The 15,079-nt window shown below is 40.3% G+C and carries 15 protein-coding genes; 10 read left to right on the plus strand and 5 right to left on the minus strand.

Annotation, left to right across the window (positions count from 1 at the left end):
• Positions 1 to 10: 10 nt before the first annotated feature.
• From J690_RS14560 to rplS, 7 genes are all read left to right on the plus strand, one after another.
• Positions 11 to 3,865, plus strand: coding sequence for a PilC/PilY family type IV pilus protein (locus J690_RS14560; RefSeq protein ID WP_032036635.1), 3,855 nt, complete (start codon positions 11 to 13; stop codon positions 3,863 to 3,865).
• A gap of 10 nt (positions 3,866 to 3,875) precedes the next feature.
• Positions 3,876 to 4,358 (plus strand): type IV pilin protein, encoded by a 483-nt coding sequence (locus J690_RS14565; RefSeq protein ID WP_032036637.1) that lies wholly within the window; start codon positions 3,876 to 3,878, stop codon positions 4,356 to 4,358.
• A complete protein-coding gene (locus tag J690_RS14570) occupies positions 4,355 to 4,780 on the plus strand; it encodes a type IV pilin protein (RefSeq protein ID WP_014207809.1) in 426 nt (141 codons plus the stop codon). The genes J690_RS14565 and J690_RS14570 overlap by 4 nt, the downstream gene beginning before the upstream one ends.
• A gap of 147 nt (positions 4,781 to 4,927) precedes the next feature.
• Positions 4,928 to 5,179, plus strand: a complete 252-nt coding sequence (gene rpsP, locus J690_RS14575) for a 30S ribosomal protein S16 (protein ID WP_000260334.1) — start codon at positions 4,928 to 4,930, stop codon at positions 5,177 to 5,179.
• A gap of 19 nt (positions 5,180 to 5,198) precedes the next feature.
• Positions 5,199 to 5,747 carry a ribosome maturation factor RimM gene (rimM, locus tag J690_RS14580; protein ID WP_002116736.1) on the plus strand — a complete coding sequence of 183 codons (549 nt, stop codon included), beginning with the start codon at positions 5,199 to 5,201 and terminating at the stop codon, positions 5,745 to 5,747.
• Between the two features lie 42 nt (positions 5,748 to 5,789).
• Positions 5,790 to 6,545: a tRNA (guanosine(37)-N1)-methyltransferase TrmD gene (gene trmD, locus J690_RS14585; RefSeq protein WP_002116964.1), complete on the plus strand. Its 756-nt coding sequence runs from the start codon at positions 5,790 to 5,792 to the stop codon at positions 6,543 to 6,545.
• 219 nt (positions 6,546 to 6,764) lie between these two features.
• A complete protein-coding gene (rplS, locus tag J690_RS14590) occupies positions 6,765 to 7,133 on the plus strand; it encodes a 50S ribosomal protein L19 (protein WP_002116654.1) in 369 nt (122 codons plus the stop codon).
• A gap of 51 nt (positions 7,134 to 7,184) precedes the next feature.
• On the opposite strand, the gene J690_RS14595 is transcribed toward rplS, so the two are convergent.
• Both J690_RS14595 and J690_RS14600 read right to left on the minus strand, forming a co-directional pair.
• Positions 7,185 to 8,126 (minus strand): lipase family alpha/beta hydrolase, encoded by a 942-nt coding sequence (locus J690_RS14595; protein WP_080591800.1) that lies wholly within the window; start codon positions 8,124 to 8,126, stop codon positions 7,185 to 7,187.
• A 115-nt stretch (positions 8,127 to 8,241) separates the two neighbouring features.
• Entirely contained in the window at positions 8,242 to 9,273 is a 1,032-nt protein-coding gene (locus J690_RS14600; protein ID WP_032036639.1) for a lipase secretion chaperone, read from the minus strand.
• Between the two features lie 153 nt (positions 9,274 to 9,426).
• On the opposite strand from J690_RS14600, the gene truB reads away from it, so the two are divergent.
• The 3 genes from truB to J690_RS14615 all read left to right on the plus strand — a co-directional run bounded on the left by truB (position 9,427) and on the right by J690_RS14615 (position 11,782).
• Entirely contained in the window at positions 9,427 to 10,332 is a 906-nt protein-coding gene (gene truB, locus J690_RS14605) for a tRNA pseudouridine(55) synthase TruB (protein WP_032036641.1), read from the plus strand.
• A gap of 19 nt (positions 10,333 to 10,351) precedes the next feature.
• On the plus strand, positions 10,352 to 11,128 hold the full coding sequence (locus J690_RS14610) for a sulfite exporter TauE/SafE family protein (RefSeq protein ID WP_000525218.1): 777 nt from the start codon (positions 10,352 to 10,354) through the stop codon (positions 11,126 to 11,128).
• A gap of 210 nt (positions 11,129 to 11,338) precedes the next feature.
• Complete coding sequence (locus tag J690_RS14615) at positions 11,339 to 11,782, plus strand: hemerythrin domain-containing protein (protein WP_002116886.1); 444 nt, start codon at positions 11,339 to 11,341, stop codon at positions 11,780 to 11,782.
• A 7-nt stretch (positions 11,783 to 11,789) separates the two neighbouring features.
• Here the strand turns inward: J690_RS14615 and J690_RS14620 are convergent, their stop codons facing one another.
• The 3 genes from J690_RS14620 to serA all read right to left on the minus strand — a co-directional run bounded on the left by J690_RS14620 (position 11,790) and on the right by serA (position 14,959).
• Entirely contained in the window at positions 11,790 to 12,653 is an 864-nt protein-coding gene (locus J690_RS14620) for an EamA family transporter (RefSeq protein WP_032036642.1), read from the minus strand.
• A gap of 90 nt (positions 12,654 to 12,743) precedes the next feature.
• Entirely contained in the window at positions 12,744 to 13,628 is an 885-nt protein-coding gene (locus J690_RS14625) for an EamA family transporter (RefSeq protein ID WP_032036643.1), read from the minus strand.
• 98 nt (positions 13,629 to 13,726) lie between these two features.
• The gene (serA, locus tag J690_RS14630) at positions 13,727 to 14,959 is read right to left on the minus strand and encodes a phosphoglycerate dehydrogenase (protein WP_005067152.1); all 1,233 of its coding nucleotides are present in this window, start codon (positions 14,957 to 14,959) and stop codon (positions 13,727 to 13,729) included.
• Between the last annotated feature and the right edge of the window lie 120 nt (positions 14,960 to 15,079).

The following is a 15,079-nucleotide window of genomic DNA, read 5'->3' on the forward strand; positions in this document are numbered from 1 at the left end:
GGGGAATATCGTGAAACTAAAATTGAAGAATTTTAAGCCAAATAATTTATGGTATGCCATCTGTTCGAGTTCGGTTGCTTTTACATGGTTGATGACAAGCTCCGTTGTGCAGGCGAGTGATTTACAAATTTATGCTTCACCTACAGCGGGTAAAAAAACCATTGTGATGATGTTGGATACATCAGGAAGTATGACCAACAATAGTTATGGCGAAAACCGTCTGGCCATGCTTAAAAATGGTATGAATGCTTTTTTAGCAAGTAATAATCCTGTTTTAAATGACACTCGTGTGGGGTTGGGAAATTTCTCTGCAAATGGTGATAGCCGAAGTGGGCAGGTTCTAGTGGCTGCTGCTCCTTTAGGAGATGCGAGGACTTTAAATACAGTGGGTTCTCAACGTTATAAATTAAAACAGGCTGTTGCAAATTTAACTGCTGGCGGGGCAACGCCTTCAGCACATGCTTATGCGGAAGCTGCTGCTTATTTGATGGGTACAACGACCTATTCAGAGGCAAATTATGCCATTCGAAAAGATAGCTATATAAGGCGTGTGCGAAAATCTGATAATAGAACAGAATACTCATATTGTACGAATTATCGCGATTCACAAATCGATACTACAAATCTATGGCAACCTTGTCGTTCTAATAACTATTGGAGTAACTGGTCAACTTCTAATCCGGGTGTGGATGCGGCAACTGCTTATGATACTTCGTCGGATTGGACCTATTCTTATACTTATTACTACACCACTTTTAATTATGCTGTAGCAAATGCAGATAGTGGTATCCCAAAATCAAAATCAAACGATACAACCAGCAATCCCAATATTGTTGTAGATAGAAATGCCTCTAATTTAAATGCTATTTACCAATCTCCTTTGCCTGCAGTGGCCAATCGCCAGAGTTGTGATGGGCAGGGCATTTACTTTTTATCAGATGGGGAGCCGAACAATACAACAAATACACGTTCTGCAACTGTCATGTCGACAGCCCTAGGCAGCACTTTGGGAGCAAATTTTACTTGTTCTAGAGGTTTGTCTAACACGACAGCAGACTCTGGTTGGGCCTGTATGGGGGAATTTGCAAAACGACTATTTGATAAAACAAAAAACCCAGCTGGAGTTTCTATTCAAACAGCATTTGTCGGTTTTGGAAGTGACTTTTCTAGTTTAAGTTCTTCTGATGTAAAAAATGCCTGTCGTTTAAGTTCGAGAACCCAATCTGACCGAAAAGGAGATGATGCGTGTTCACCGAATCAGACCACAAATGCGGTCGCTGCACCTGGTTATGGGAATGGAGGTTTTTTCCCTACCCAAAGTGCGCAAGGTGTAACAGACAGCGTTATCGCATTTATTAATAACTTAGAAAAAGTTCCGTTACAACCCTTAACCACTGGCGCTATCTCAGTTCCTTATGATGCACTAAACCCTAAAAATTTACAGGAATATGGTTACTTACGGGCTTTAGAGCCAAACCCAGCTAACACATACTTAACATGGCGTGGAAATTTAAAGAAATATCATGTTGTTTTATCAGGGGGCAATGCAGGTGCTTTTGAAGCTAACACTGGTGGGTTGGTTTACAACGCAACTGGGGCTTTTAGAACGGGTACGAAAGATTATTGGAATAGCTCGACTTATAATGATGGAGGTAATGTCTTTTTAGGTGGTTCATATGCAAAAGTTCCTTTACCAATTGTGGGACAAAATGAAACACGTGATGAAGATGGAAATATCATAAAATATTATTACGCAGTACAAACTAAAATCCGCAACTTATTTACTGATGTTTCCGCTGTTGCGGCGGATGGTAGCTTAACGAAAATATCGACTTCTGGAACTAATTTGCTAAAAATTCCAGCTGCTCCCCCAGAAGGAACTAATCCTTTTGATAGTGTGGCTAATACAGCAAGTTATGTTTTAGGAAAATTTAATGCATCAACGGGACAAGATATTTTAAAAGCTTTCCCGATTGGTTTGAAATTAAAAATATTAAATTATCTAGGTTACTCAACTGATATTAGCGCTACGACTTTACCTTCGTCATTAGTTACATCGAATGAACCCTATTTATCGATGGGCGGTAGTATTCATTCTTTACCGGTACAGCTTACCTATAATGGAACATTAGATGAAAATGGGAATTTAACATCTGCGCGTGAACAATCCATTCTCTATGGAACGATGGAAGGTGGTCTGCATATTGTGGATGCCTCAACTGGTGTAGAACAAATGGCTTTCGTTCCTGCCGATATATTAAATGATCCAGTTGCATCAAAAGCTTTAGTGGTTGGTCAAAGTGATGCTACAGCTCCTGCTCACGGTATGGATGGGGCTTGGGTATCTGACCCTGCATATAGTATTACTACAACAGGAAGCGGTAGTTCAGCAGTATCAAAAGTAACTGCAAAACAAATGAATATTTATGGTGGCATGCGAATGGGGGGCAGCAGCTATTATGGCTTAAATGTCTTAAATCCTGCTTCACCTAAGCTTCTCTTTAGAGTAGGAGCAGATCAAACTGATTATAGTCGTATGGGGCAGAGTTGGTCTAAACCTGTACTTGCAAATATACGTTATAACGGAGTTATTAAACGGGTTATGATTGTTGGTGGTGGCTACGACCAATGTTATGAAAACCCGAATATTACCTTGAGTAATTCTTGCTTTACGAATGGAAAAGCAAAAGGGAATGCTGTTTATATTATTGATGCTAAAACTGGGGAACGCTTATGGTGGACTAGTGATACAGGCTCTAATATAGATAACTCTAATATGAAGCACAGTATTGTTAGTCGCATTAGTACCTTAGATCGAGATGCTGATGGTTTAGTCGACCATTTATATTTTGGCGATTTAGGCGGACAAATTTTCCGTATCGATCTTAATAATAACCAGACAAAAACAAATTCAACTTATAGCAGTTTCGGTATTCGAGTTGTTCGATTAGCCAATTTAGCAACGAATGACTCAACTTATGATGCCTCGAACGACTATACCGCTGGGAATGCGCCGCGTTTTTATGAACCGCCAACAGTGACAATTCACGATTATGGAATCCGCACTTTTATTACTGTCGGTATTGCTTCAGGTGACCGTAGTACACCTTTAGATGTTTATCCGCTTACAGGTCGTGAGGGGATGTCACCGAGCACCGCATTAAGCGGAAGACCTGTAAACAACGTTTATGGAATTATCGATAAAGACTTTATTAAAAAGAATTTAATGTCTTTAACAGATAGCCAGCTTGAAACGAAAGATATTACTCGATCGACGCTTCGAAAAAATCCACAAATTTTACGGTCTGGGGAAACACGAGTAGCACAGATTTTCTTTCCAAACACTGGGGTGGGGCAAGGTGGTTGGTATCGCTCACTTTCTAGTATGAGCGATGGTACAGAGAAAGCTAATAATAGTTTCCGTATTAAAGGAGGTCTTAAAGCTTTTGAAGAGCCTATGGCAATTACAGGGACTTTAATTGTGCCTGTTTATGATCCACAGGGAACAGGTATTGTAGCGGCAGACCCATGTTTACCCCGTGTAGTAGGTGAAACTGACCAGCAGACGTTCTGTTTACCATTTGGCGCCTGCCTTAATTCTGATGGGTCAATTGATCAAAATAAAGAGAATGGAAGTGGATTCAAAACACAAACTGGTACTAATTGCCCAGTAGGAGCTTCTGAATGTAATAAAAACGTTATTGGTTCCGGTATTCGCGGCATAGCATTTGTTCCAAAAAGAGATGAGCCTCCAGTGACTAATAGTTGTGGGAAATTACAACTGTCTGGGAACGAGAGTGGAACGGGCGAGTGGCAATGTACAAGTCACTTAGTTCCTGCGCGCTGGTATGAGCGTTATCGCTAAGGGATGACTGATGAATAAATATTATATTCTGCGGTTTAATCAGGGTGTTACCTTGATTGAACTCATGGTTGTCATCGTGATTGTCGCTATTCTTGCTTCGATTGCTATCCCTTCATATCAAAGTTATAGCCGTAGAGCGACGGCTTCTGCTGCTAAAGGTGAAATTCTAAAATTGGCAGAACAGTTGGAACGGCATAAATCCAAGAACTTTACCTATAGAGGATTTACTACGACATCTGTAACTTTGCCACGGGGTGGTTATACGATTGAAATTAGTGATGATACGACGACAGGAAATTTATTAACGAATACTGCTGCAAATGGGCAGACATGGGTCATTAAAGCGACAACTACAGATTCAAGAAACTTTAATTTTATTGCTAAGAATTCAGGTTTGCGCTGCCAAAGTTTAACAGCTGCAGCTGTTGATAATGACTGTGGTGGAACAGGCACTTGCAATGTATGTGAAACAAATAGTGAGAATTGGCAATGAAGAATGGTTTTACCTTAATAGAACTCATGATTGTAGTAGCAATAATTGCAATTTTAGCAGCTATAGCGACACCTTCGTATTTGCAGTATTTACGCAAAGGGCATCGTACAGCTGTTCAATCTGAAATGATGAATATTGCCCAAACTTTAGAATCAGAAAAAGTAGTTCACAATCGTTATCCCTCGAATGCGACGATTACTTCGATTTATGGTTCTAGTGTCAGTCCTCAACAAGGCCAAGCCTTATATAACTTAGCTTTTTCTAGCATAACTGATTCAAGCTGGGTGTTAACTGCTACACCTATTGCTACTAGTTCTCAAGCTGGTGATGGGATCATTTGTCTTAATGATCAAGGGCAAAAATTTTGGGCAAAAGGTGCAACTGATTGTGCGTTATCTGCCACATCAAATTGGCTACAGTAATTTTAAATTCAAAACTGCGGATAACTCAAAAAATAATCTTTCTTTCAGGGCGAAAATCACGTAGAATGTCGCCCTCTATGAAAGGGGTTTGAAGTGTTGCCGATGGTCGGTGCAGGGATAATCCGTAAGAATTATAAGGCTTTTATCATGGTTGTTATTCGTTTAGCACGTGGCGGCGCAAAAAAACGTCCATTCTATCAAATCGTTGTGACTGACAGCCGCAATGCACGTGATGGTCGTTTCATCGAGCGTATCGGTTTCTTTAACCCGACTGCACAAGGTCAAGCAGAAAAACTTCGTTTAGATGCAGACCGTTTTGCTCACTGGGTTTCTCAAGGTGCTCAACCTTCTGAACGTGTTGCTTCTTTAGCTGCTCAAGCTAAAAAAGCTACTGCATAATTTTTGTAGTAGGTAGCCCATGACATCAACACAGAATGTTCCCGAAGATCGTATTCAGATTGGACAGTTACGTTCAGCTTATGGATTGAATGGGTGGCTCTGGGTGTATTCAAATACAGAACCTATGAGCAACATGTTTGACTACCTGCCTTGGTACATTGAGACCAAGGCCGGTTGGCAAACAATAGATGTAAAACGTTGGAAACCACATGGCAAAGGCCTAGTTGTTGCGTTGAAAGGTGTGAGTGATCGCACTGGGGCGGAAAGCTTGGTTGGCGCTAATATCTGGATTGCTAAGTCTCAACTGCCAAAAGCAGATGTAGATGAATACTACTGGTCAGATTTAAAGGGCTTAACTGTATTAGGTCTTGATGAAGAAGAACAGGAAGTAAACTTAGGGAAAATTCATGAGTTGTTTGAAACTGGAGCTAATGATGTGATGGTGGTGCATGCTACCCCAGACAGCATTGATTCAGAAGAGCGCATGATTCCTTGGCATAAAGATGTAGTACAACGTGTTGATCTTGAAGCTGGTCGTATTTACGTCAATTGGGGCGTAGATTATTAATCCTTTTAGGATTAATACAGCAGGAAAATAGAGGAGTCTGTGATGTTTTTTGCAGTCATTACGCTTTTTCCTGAAATGTTTGAAGCGATTACAGCCTACGGCATCAGCGGACGCGCGGCAAAACGAGATATTGTACAAGTCACTTGTATTAATCCTCGTGATTTTGCTGAGGGAAACTACAGAAGAGTGGATGAACGTCCATTTGGTGGCGGCCCAGGTATGGTGATGATGGCTGAGCCTTTGGCGAAAGCAATTGCACATGCCAAACAGCTTGCCTCACAAGCAGGACATGTTCATGTTCCTGTGGTGTATATGTCCCCACAAGGCAAAACCTTAAATGAGCAGGCAGTACAGCAGTTTGTTGATTATGACGGCTTAATTGTACTGTGTGGACGTTATGAAGGAGTCGATGAACGTTTGATCCAGCATTATGTTGATCAAGAATGGTCAATTGGTGATTATGTTCTATCTGGTGGTGAACTGCCCGCTATGGTGTTACTTGACAGTATTATTCGCCGTTTGCCGAATGTAATGTCAGATGAACAATCAGCAGTACAAGATTCTTTTGTTGACGGTCTTTTAGATTGTCCACAATATACAAAGCCTGACCATTTTGAAGGGCTGGATGTGCCAGAGGTATTAAAATCTGGACATCATGGCAATATTGAAAAATGGCGTTTTTTGCAGCGATATCAACGAACTCTAGAGCGTCGACCTGAGTTGGTCGAAAAGGTTGAGTTGACTAAGCAGCAAAAAAAATGGCTAAAAGATACGCAAGTGAATAACGGTAACTCTTAATCGTTATTCTCAAGAACGCAAGTTCTGCAACAAGACGAGAAGCAATGCTTCGAGTTAAAGCATAATTCTATTTATTGAATAGTTTTATGTAAATTTAAAGGCTCTTTATAGACATATTGTCGTAAAGGGAAAGATAAACGGGTTGATATGCGCTTTAGCCTCTATCCCCAGCGGAAATTCAGACCTCTTCTGACTCCGCACATATTGGAGATTCCCACAATGAGTGGTAAACATCCTTTAGTTCAAGCTGTTGAAAATGCACAGTTAAAATCTGATATCCCTGCTTTTGCTCCTGGTGACACTGTCATCGTTCAAGTAAAAGTAAAAGAGGGTGATCGTGAACGTCTTCAAGCATTTGAAGGTGTTGTAATCGCTAAGAAAAACCGTGGTTTGAACTCTGCGTTCACAGTACGTAAAATTTCTAGCGGTGTTGGTGTTGAGCGTGTATTCCAAACTCACTCACCAGTTGTTGCTAAAATCGAAGTAAAACGTCGTGGTGACGTTCGTCGTGCTAAACTTTACTACCTTCGTGACTTGTCTGGTAAAGCTGCACGTATTCGTGAAAAATTACCAGCTCGTAAAGCGTAAGCTTATAGCGAGTAAAAAAATGCGCCTTTTGGCGCATTTTTTGTTTAAAAACTATAGTCCTTGAAGTTTTAAACGGTTTGCATGTTGACGGTAAACCGAGACAGGATCGGAAGCGAAAATAGAACGTATACCAAGTACTTGGTTCACTTCATCTAAATGATTCCAGTTGTAATCATCACGAATTGTTTTACCAAATTTGGCACTGCATCGGGAAACAAGTCCATCATTATCACCAAATGGATCGACTACTAAACTACTGCCTGTAAGCGCAATATCAAATGGATCTAATGGGTTGGTCAGCGCTTTATTCCCCGAGAAAGAATACATATAAATACCTTTCTCTTGGTATGTCCCTTCACCACAAGAAGTAGTTGGTACACCCATAGGGAATTGAGCATTAAATTGAGCTGAACCTTGAGTTGATAAGCTATGAGCACCTGCTAAAGAGTCATGCGGATAGCTTGTTGGGTCTAGGCCTCCTGCCCAAGTAATGGCTGCTGAAAACCAGTTTACTAACGTTGCCAGTCCAGACAGAGGAGTACCCTCAACGTTCAGGATCACATCTGCCATTGGTGATCCCTTGTGAGGTGCACCGATCGTGGTGAGTGAGGCAACTTTCTCTGGCATGATACCGGCCACATAGCGAATTGTCGGGCCCCCATGGCTATGACCGATCAAGTTGACTTTAGGCTTACCAGTAATGGCAATAATCTCTTCTACTTGCTGGGCAAGTTGTTCACCACGCACTTCTGTTGAGTTAAAAGGTGACACTCTGGTTGCCCAGACATTTCCTCCATTACGTGCCAGATCAGGAAGAATTTGGTACCAGTAATCTAGACCAAGTGTATCTGTCCCAACTCGGTTAAACCCTGCCATACCGTGGTTAAAAACCAGTGGATATTTGGTTTGTGCATAAGATGAATAGACGAACGAGTTTTTAACTTGTTCAGCATTTGTGGCATGGGCCGCTGAAACACTCAATCCTGAGAGCATTGCAGCGCAAAAAAACGTTAACTTCCTTTTCATTTTTTACTCACTATTTTTATTTTGTATGAAAAGCAGCTTCTTACTGCTAGTGCTTGTTTAGCCAGCTCCTAAAAGAAAAGGCTTAATAATTAAATGGCAGTTCACCTCCCTGATCATGGACCGTTTCAAAAGTTCGAAGTCTTAATTGTTCTTGTGATGAGTTAAATTGTTGTTGGCGTAATTGTTGTATGGCTTGGTTTTTAGCACTATCGCTCATATTGCTTTTAATAATTTCATCTCGTCCACTCAAGTAACTTGTAACCCTTTGCTGCCAAGCACTACGCTGTGTATCTAAAGTTTCTAGCCTTTGAGTTGCTTCAGCTCCGACGAGTGCCGTACGCATCTGCCGAAGTTCTTCTGCTGAACCATGACGTGCTTTAATTTGTTTGGTCAGTGCATGTAAATCATCAAGTTTAGAGAGTTCTTGCAGGTTCTGTTGCCAGTCTTCTGGTAGTTGTTCAAAGCGTTCTTTAAGCTTTTGAGCCTTTTCAATTTCGCTTAAAGAAGAGTCCTCAAGTATTTGCATACGATCTAGCGTGTAGTTCTGATAGATATCTTCAGTTGAGAAGAGCCCTTCAATTTCAGCGGATGAAAAGAAACGTTTTCTTAGATCTTGCATTGAATTAAAGATCTTTTGAAAATAATTTTTATCTTGTTGTTTTGATGGAGGTGTTTGGATTTGAGCAAGCTGTTCACGGTATTTTAAGTAGCGGGTCCATAAATCCAGAATCTGTGAGCGAGCTGGCTCTAAATATTTCCCCTGAATAAATTGTCCAAAGTGATTTTTAATTTGCTCTAAATCATTTTCTCCATATTGAGTAATAAAATATTCAAAGCAGTCACGAGTTTGACTGTTAACAACCAAATGTTGGGAACTATCAATTTTTAACTGACAGTTAACTTCAGTATCTTGCTGACTTTTACTATGGTAAGCATCTGCATTTAGCGATGAATGATTTGTGGGTTGAGCCGATGATAAATTTTGAGCTGTGGTTTCACTGACTTGGGCTAATGTGTTTTTTGAGTCAGGCTTTAACCAATAGACACATGCAATGAGGCCCAAAATAAAAAAACCGAGCACGCACCACAATACCTTCTTCTGCATTCCTTGCATAAAGATATCTTCCTTAAGTTTTAATTTGTTGTTTTTTTACTCGATCATTAATGTGCCATAAAATAAGTGAAAAGGCACCTAAATATTGTGAAAATATCTTGCCGAATTTGCTAACATGTCGGCACTTTTTTCTAGCTTTGTGTTCCAGTAAAAATGACGACAAAAAATCAAAAAATTTCTCGTCGCCATATCAGTGGTGTATTTCTATTAAATAAACCATTAGGCTTAAGTTCAAATGCCGCTTTGCAAAAAGTGCGTTGGTTATATCGCGCCCAAAAAGCAGGCCATACTGGAGCGTTAGACCCCTTGGCGACAGGTTTGCTACCGATTTGTTTAGGAGAGGCAACCAAGTTCTCACATTATTTGCTGGACTCAACAAAGCGTTATCAAACCACTGTTCGATTGGGACAGACCACAACAACAGGTGATGTGGAAGGGGATATTTTACAAGAGCGTCCTATTCCTGTTCTTAACCAAGAACTTATTGAACAAACTTTAGAAAAGTTTAGAGGCGATATTCAACAAGTTCCGCCCATGTATTCGGCTTTGAAAAAAGAAGGTAAGCCGTTATATGAGTTGGCGAGAAAAGGTATAGAGATTGAGCGAGAGGCGCGTCCAGTCACGATTTATGCTTTAGAGCTTATTGAGTTTACCGAAAATAGTATCACTCTGGATGTAACCTGCTCTAAAGGGACATACATCCGTGTATTAGGTGAAGATATTGGTGAAGCACTTGGTTGTGGTGGGCATTTAACGATGCTGAACCGGACTCAAACAGGACATTTTGAGCTTATCCCAAGTTATACCATTGAATATCTGGAAAGTTTAACAGAAGAGCAAAGAGAAGCTTTGCTACTTCCAGTTTATGCACCAGTTGACCATTTCCTAAAAATTCAAGTTCCGGAAGGGCGTGAAAAATATTTTTGCAACGGTTTAGAAAGCAATATTGAGCATTCTGCAGAAGCAGAAGTTTTGGTGTTTTCGGGTGAGCGCTGTTTAGGCTTAGCCGAGATTACCGATAAAAAACGGTTGGTACCTAAGCGTATCTTAAATTTGTAGTAGATGTAGAGTATAGAGCATGGGCATGGAATGGGACGTTATCCTTAGTTTGATCTTTTTTGCGTTTACTGCAGGAGCAATTGATGCTGCTGTAGGCGGCGGTGGACTCATCCAGATTCCCGGGATCATGAGCACTTTTCCTAACATGTCGACTGCTACGGTGATTGGTACCAATAAAGTCTCATCCATTTTTGGTACGGCATCGGCGGCTTATACATTTGCTAAAAAAGTAAAATTGCAATGGAAGCTTTTAGCCGTTATTGCCATTTGTGCCTTGATTAGTTCTTTTGCCGGCGCGGCATGTTTGTCACTTATTCCTCAATCGGTATTGCGTCCTTTCGTTTTCGTGATGTTGATTGTGATTGCGATTTATACCCTAGTTAAAAAGAACTTCGGTCAAGTTCATACCGAGCAAAAAATTACCACGAAAATGTTAATTTTAGCTGGTATTGGTAGTTTGGCCATTGGTTTCTACGACGGTATTTTTGGGCCGGGTACTGGTAGTTTCTTTATTTTCTTCTTTATCCGTTTTTTACAAGTTGATTTCTTGCATGCTTCAGCTTTGTCAAAAATTGGTAATTTTATGACTAACTTAGCTGCGCTGAGTTTCCTCATCCCAACTGGTCACGCTATTTTGCATATTGGTTTAATGATGGCGGCGGCTAACGTGCTAGGTTCTATTGTTGGGGTGCGTACTGCGCTTAAATATGGCAGTGGTTTTGTGCGAATTATCTTTTTAATTTTGGTGAGTATTCTGATTTGCCGTTTGGGCTATCAAATGTTTGTTACGGGTTAAATAAGATTGAAAGTATGAGCTGTCTCAAAAATGCAGTTCATACTTTTGTGTATCATTTACAGCTATAAATATAAAAATCATTACAGAAATTTACTAGAAAGAGAACTGTGTAAAAAATAGTCTCATTTTAAGCTACTTAAACATTATAAATTTCAACGTATGATAAACCTTGAAATAAAAAAGATTTTTTAGCTAAAAATGAGGAAGAGAATGAATATTTTCGAAGCATTAAGAGAAAGCCATGAAAATCAACGTAACCTTTCTGAACAACTCATTCAGACACACGGTTTAACCGAAGAACGAAAAGAATTATTTGATGCATTAAAAAATGAATTATATGCTCATTCGGTTGCCGAAGACCGTTACTTATATATCCCTTTAATGTTTGATGATGTCGGTTTAGATATTACGAGGCATGCTTTATCTGAACATCATGAAATGGATGAGTTGGTCGAACAACTTGAACAAACCGATATGAGTAGCCCAAGCTGGTTAGCAACCGCCAAACAGTTGAGTGAAAAAGTCCATCATCATTTAAAAGAAGAAGAACATAAGTTTTTTCAACAAGCCGGAAAAATTCTTAAAGACAGCGAAAAGGAGACACTGGGTAATAAATATTTAAAGGAATATAAAAAGTATAAAAAGCAACAGTAGAGTAAACCTATGTAGCTTTTTTAGTACTTCTTAAAGTAACACCAATAGAGGCCAGCATTACGCAAGCCAAAGCCACCCATTGCAGCATGCTGATTTCTTCGTGAAGCAATAAGAAACCCGTTAATGCTGCCAATGCAGGTGCTAAACTCGTTAGAGTTCCGTAAGTTAATTTATTAAGTTGTTTGAGAGCCATTAAGTCGAGTGCATATGGAATTGCCGTTGCTAATACCGCAATAAGTAAGGCTTTACCCCAGTACTGTGTTTCAAGTAATGCAGGAGTATTATGCCAGATTCCAATTGGCAATAAGGCAAGTGCAGATACACCGATCCCAATCGTTAAGGCGTGCATCCCGATATTTTGGGTCACAACTTTATGACCGAAATAGATATAGAAGGCCCAGCAAAGTCCGGCACCTAGCGCACATGCTGCACCTACATACGAGAAATGGTGTTGAATAGGGTTTTGCCAAGGTACCATGAGTGCAATGCCTAACATGGCTAGTGCTACCCAAATGTAGTCACTCTTTTGTTTAATAGAAAGAAGCGCAAGGCCTAATGGACCAATAAACTCTAATCCAACAGCAATACCTTGGGGTAATTTTCCAAGTGATGTATAAAATAGGATATTCATTAAGCCTAAAGATGCGCAGTACATCAATAAATCACGCCATTTTAAATAGGGTAAGCGTGACCAGATTTTCCAAGATCGGAACATAATTGCGACAATAACCGTTGCAAAACTCAGCCTTAAAACTGTAACGGTGAGAGGGTCTAATGTTGCAATGAGCTGCTTAGCAAATGAAGCGCTGATTTGATATGAGACCATCGACAAAATCATATACAGCACAGCAATAATTGGAAGATTTTGCATGGAAAATACTCTAGCGCTTCATCTGATGTCTAAAAATAATGGTGGATAATTATAACGAATACTATGTTTTAGCTGGCAGATTTTATTAAATTAACTTGCTGCTTTTTCACGTTCTTGGCGAGCTTTTTGGGTGGTTACGGTACAACCAACAGAGGCAGTGATAATGGTTGCAAGTGCTAGCCATTGATTCCATAAAAGATATTCACCCAAGAAGATAAATCCAGATAGTGCTGCAACTGCGGGCTCTAGGCTCATCAATGTTCCAAAGCTTAAAGGTGTCAAATTGCGCAGTGCTAACATTTCTAAAGAGAATGGGAGAGCACTGGCTAAAATAGCCAAACCAATAAAATAAAAAAGATAGGGAAGTTCAATCACTTGACCAATCGAGCCTGAAAAAAAGGTAATGGGTAATAAGATGCACGCACCTACACTCATTCCCAAGCACACCGTATGATTACCTGAAATACCAGAAGGTTTCTGGCCGGCAATAATATAAAGCGCCCAACAAGCCCCTGCACTAATTGCAAATAAGACGCCGATCCAATCTAGACTATGTGCCTGATTAAAAGGGAAAAGTAAAATCAGCCCAATAATTGCGAAGCTGACCCAAACAAAATCATATTTTTGGCGTGCGTGGTATAACGCTACACTTAAAGGGCCAATAAATTCAAAAGCAACCGCGATCCCAATCGGTAAGCGTTCGATCGACAGATAAAATAAGGCGTTCATGCCTGCAAGCGCAAATCCATAAGCTAAAATTGCTTTCCAGCGGACCTGACTAAAATTAATTCGCCAAATTTGAAAAATAATCGCAAGAATAATTGCACCTAAACATAGGCGCATTGCAGAAACAGTCAGTACAGGAAAGTTCTGAAATAAAATTTTAGCTAAAGATGCGCTACTTTGAACGCTTAACATAGCAAGAATAAGAAAACCCAAAGCATGTAGCTGAGATTTCTGGTTTAAAGTGGACATTTTATTATTTGATCAATTGGTATACTTTTCACATGATAATGTAAATGCCCATAAAAAAGCCACAGACAATGCTGTGGCTTTTGAATTTACAGTCCGTATTAGAACAATACGCGCACGCGAATTGTACCTTCAACTTCATGCAACATATCTAAAGCTTCTTGAGAAGCAGAAGCGTCAACATCCATGATAAGGTAACCGATGTCACCTTTAGTCATAAGTGACTGACCAGAAATGTTGATGCCTTGTTCAGCAAACAAGTTGTTGATTTTAGACAATACACCTGGCACGTTTTTGTGGATGTGCAATAAACGGTGTTGACCAGCTGTCAATGGTAACGCGATTTCCGGGAAGTTCACCGCAGAAAGTGTCATACCTTTGTCAGAGTAAGCAACAAATTTCTCTGCAACTTCTAAACCGATGTTTGCTTGCGCTTCCATGGTTGAACCACCAACGTGAGGAGTTAAAATCACGTTGTCTAAGCCGCGAAGTGGAGACTGGAATTCTTCACCATTTGCTTTAGGTTCTTTCGGGAATACGTCAACCGCTGCACCAGCAATATGACCAGACTTGATTGCATCGGCTAAATCTTCAATCACTACACATGTACCACGTGCAGCATTTAAGAAAATCGCGCCTTCTTTCATTTTCGCAAATTGTTCTTTAGTGAAGAAGTTACGTGTAGACGGAACATCTGGCACATGCAACGTTACAACATCTGCAGTTGCTAAAAGTTCATCTAAAGAACCAACTTGGCGAGCATTACCCATTGGTAATTTGGTTACTGCATCATAATAAATAACATGCATACCCATACTTTCAGCAAGAACTGAAAGTTGAGAACCGATGGAACCGTAACCCACAATACCTAAAGTTTTGCCACGAGTTTCAAAAGAACCGACAGCAGACTTGTCCCAACCACCACGATGACAAGCCGCCGATTTTTCAGGAACACGGCGAAGAAGAAGAATCGTTTCAGCAAGTACAAGCTCTGCAACCGAACGCGTATTTGAATACGGTGCATTGAATACAGGAATACCACGTGCCATTGCTGCTTTAAGATCAACTTGGTTTGTTCCGATACAGAAACAACCTACTGCGATCAATTTGTTTGCAGCTTCGAAAACTTCTTCAGTCAATTGGGTACGCGAACGAATACCAATAAAGTGAGCATCTTTAATTGCTTCTTTAAGCGCTTCGCCTTCAAGAGCAGTTTTACGATAGTCAATATTGGTGTAACCCGCAGCGTTTAGAGTATCGACTGCGTTTTGATGAACGCCTTCTAACAAAAGGAAACGGATTTTATCTTTAGGTAGTGAAAGATGTTGGCTCATTACGGCTCCGCTACAAAGGCCAAATTTGGTGGCGGTATAATAACATACTGGGCAGCGCTATAGATATTTCGTTTATACCATCGCCTTATGGCAATTTTATCTATGTCTAATCACTTCTGT

This window comes from Acinetobacter sp. 742879 (genome assembly GCF_000588535.1).
GTDB classification, from domain to species: Bacteria; Pseudomonadota; Gammaproteobacteria; order Pseudomonadales; family Moraxellaceae; genus Acinetobacter; species Acinetobacter pittii.

Bases quoted from the DNA above. Each gene is read 5' to 3' on its own strand.
- rplS (WP_002116654.1), top strand. From the start codon at position 6,765: ATGAGTGGTAAACATCCTTTAGTTCAAGCTGTTGAAAATGCACAGTTA.
- rpsP (WP_000260334.1), top strand. From the start codon at position 4,928: ATGGTTGTTATTCGTTTAGCACGTGGCGGCGCAAAAAAACGTCCATTC.
- J690_RS14595 (WP_080591800.1), bottom strand. From the start codon at position 8,126: ATGCTCTCAGGATTGAGTGTTTCAGCGGCCCATGCCACAAATGCTGAA.
- J690_RS14610 (WP_000525218.1), top strand. From the start codon at position 10,352: ATGGGCATGGAATGGGACGTTATCCTTAGTTTGATCTTTTTTGCGTTT.
- trmD (WP_002116964.1), top strand. From the start codon at position 5,790: ATGTTTTTTGCAGTCATTACGCTTTTTCCTGAAATGTTTGAAGCGATT.
- J690_RS14615 (WP_002116886.1), top strand. From the start codon at position 11,339: ATGAATATTTTCGAAGCATTAAGAGAAAGCCATGAAAATCAACGTAAC.
- J690_RS14620 (WP_032036642.1), bottom strand. From the start codon at position 12,653: ATGCAAAATCTTCCAATTATTGCTGTGCTGTATATGATTTTGTCGATG.
- serA (WP_005067152.1), bottom strand. From the start codon at position 14,959: ATGAGCCAACATCTTTCACTACCTAAAGATAAAATCCGTTTCCTTTTG.
- J690_RS14625 (WP_032036643.1), bottom strand. From the start codon at position 13,628: ATGTCCACTTTAAACCAGAAATCTCAGCTACATGCTTTGGGTTTTCTT.
- J690_RS14600 (WP_032036639.1), bottom strand. From the start codon at position 9,273: ATGCAAGGAATGCAGAAGAAGGTATTGTGGTGCGTGCTCGGTTTTTTT.
- J690_RS14570 (WP_014207809.1), top strand. From the start codon at position 4,355: ATGAAGAATGGTTTTACCTTAATAGAACTCATGATTGTAGTAGCAATA.
- truB (WP_032036641.1), top strand. From the start codon at position 9,427: ATGACGACAAAAAATCAAAAAATTTCTCGTCGCCATATCAGTGGTGTA.
- J690_RS14565 (WP_032036637.1), top strand. From the start codon at position 3,876: ATGAATAAATATTATATTCTGCGGTTTAATCAGGGTGTTACCTTGATT.
- rimM (WP_002116736.1), top strand. From the start codon at position 5,199: ATGACATCAACACAGAATGTTCCCGAAGATCGTATTCAGATTGGACAG.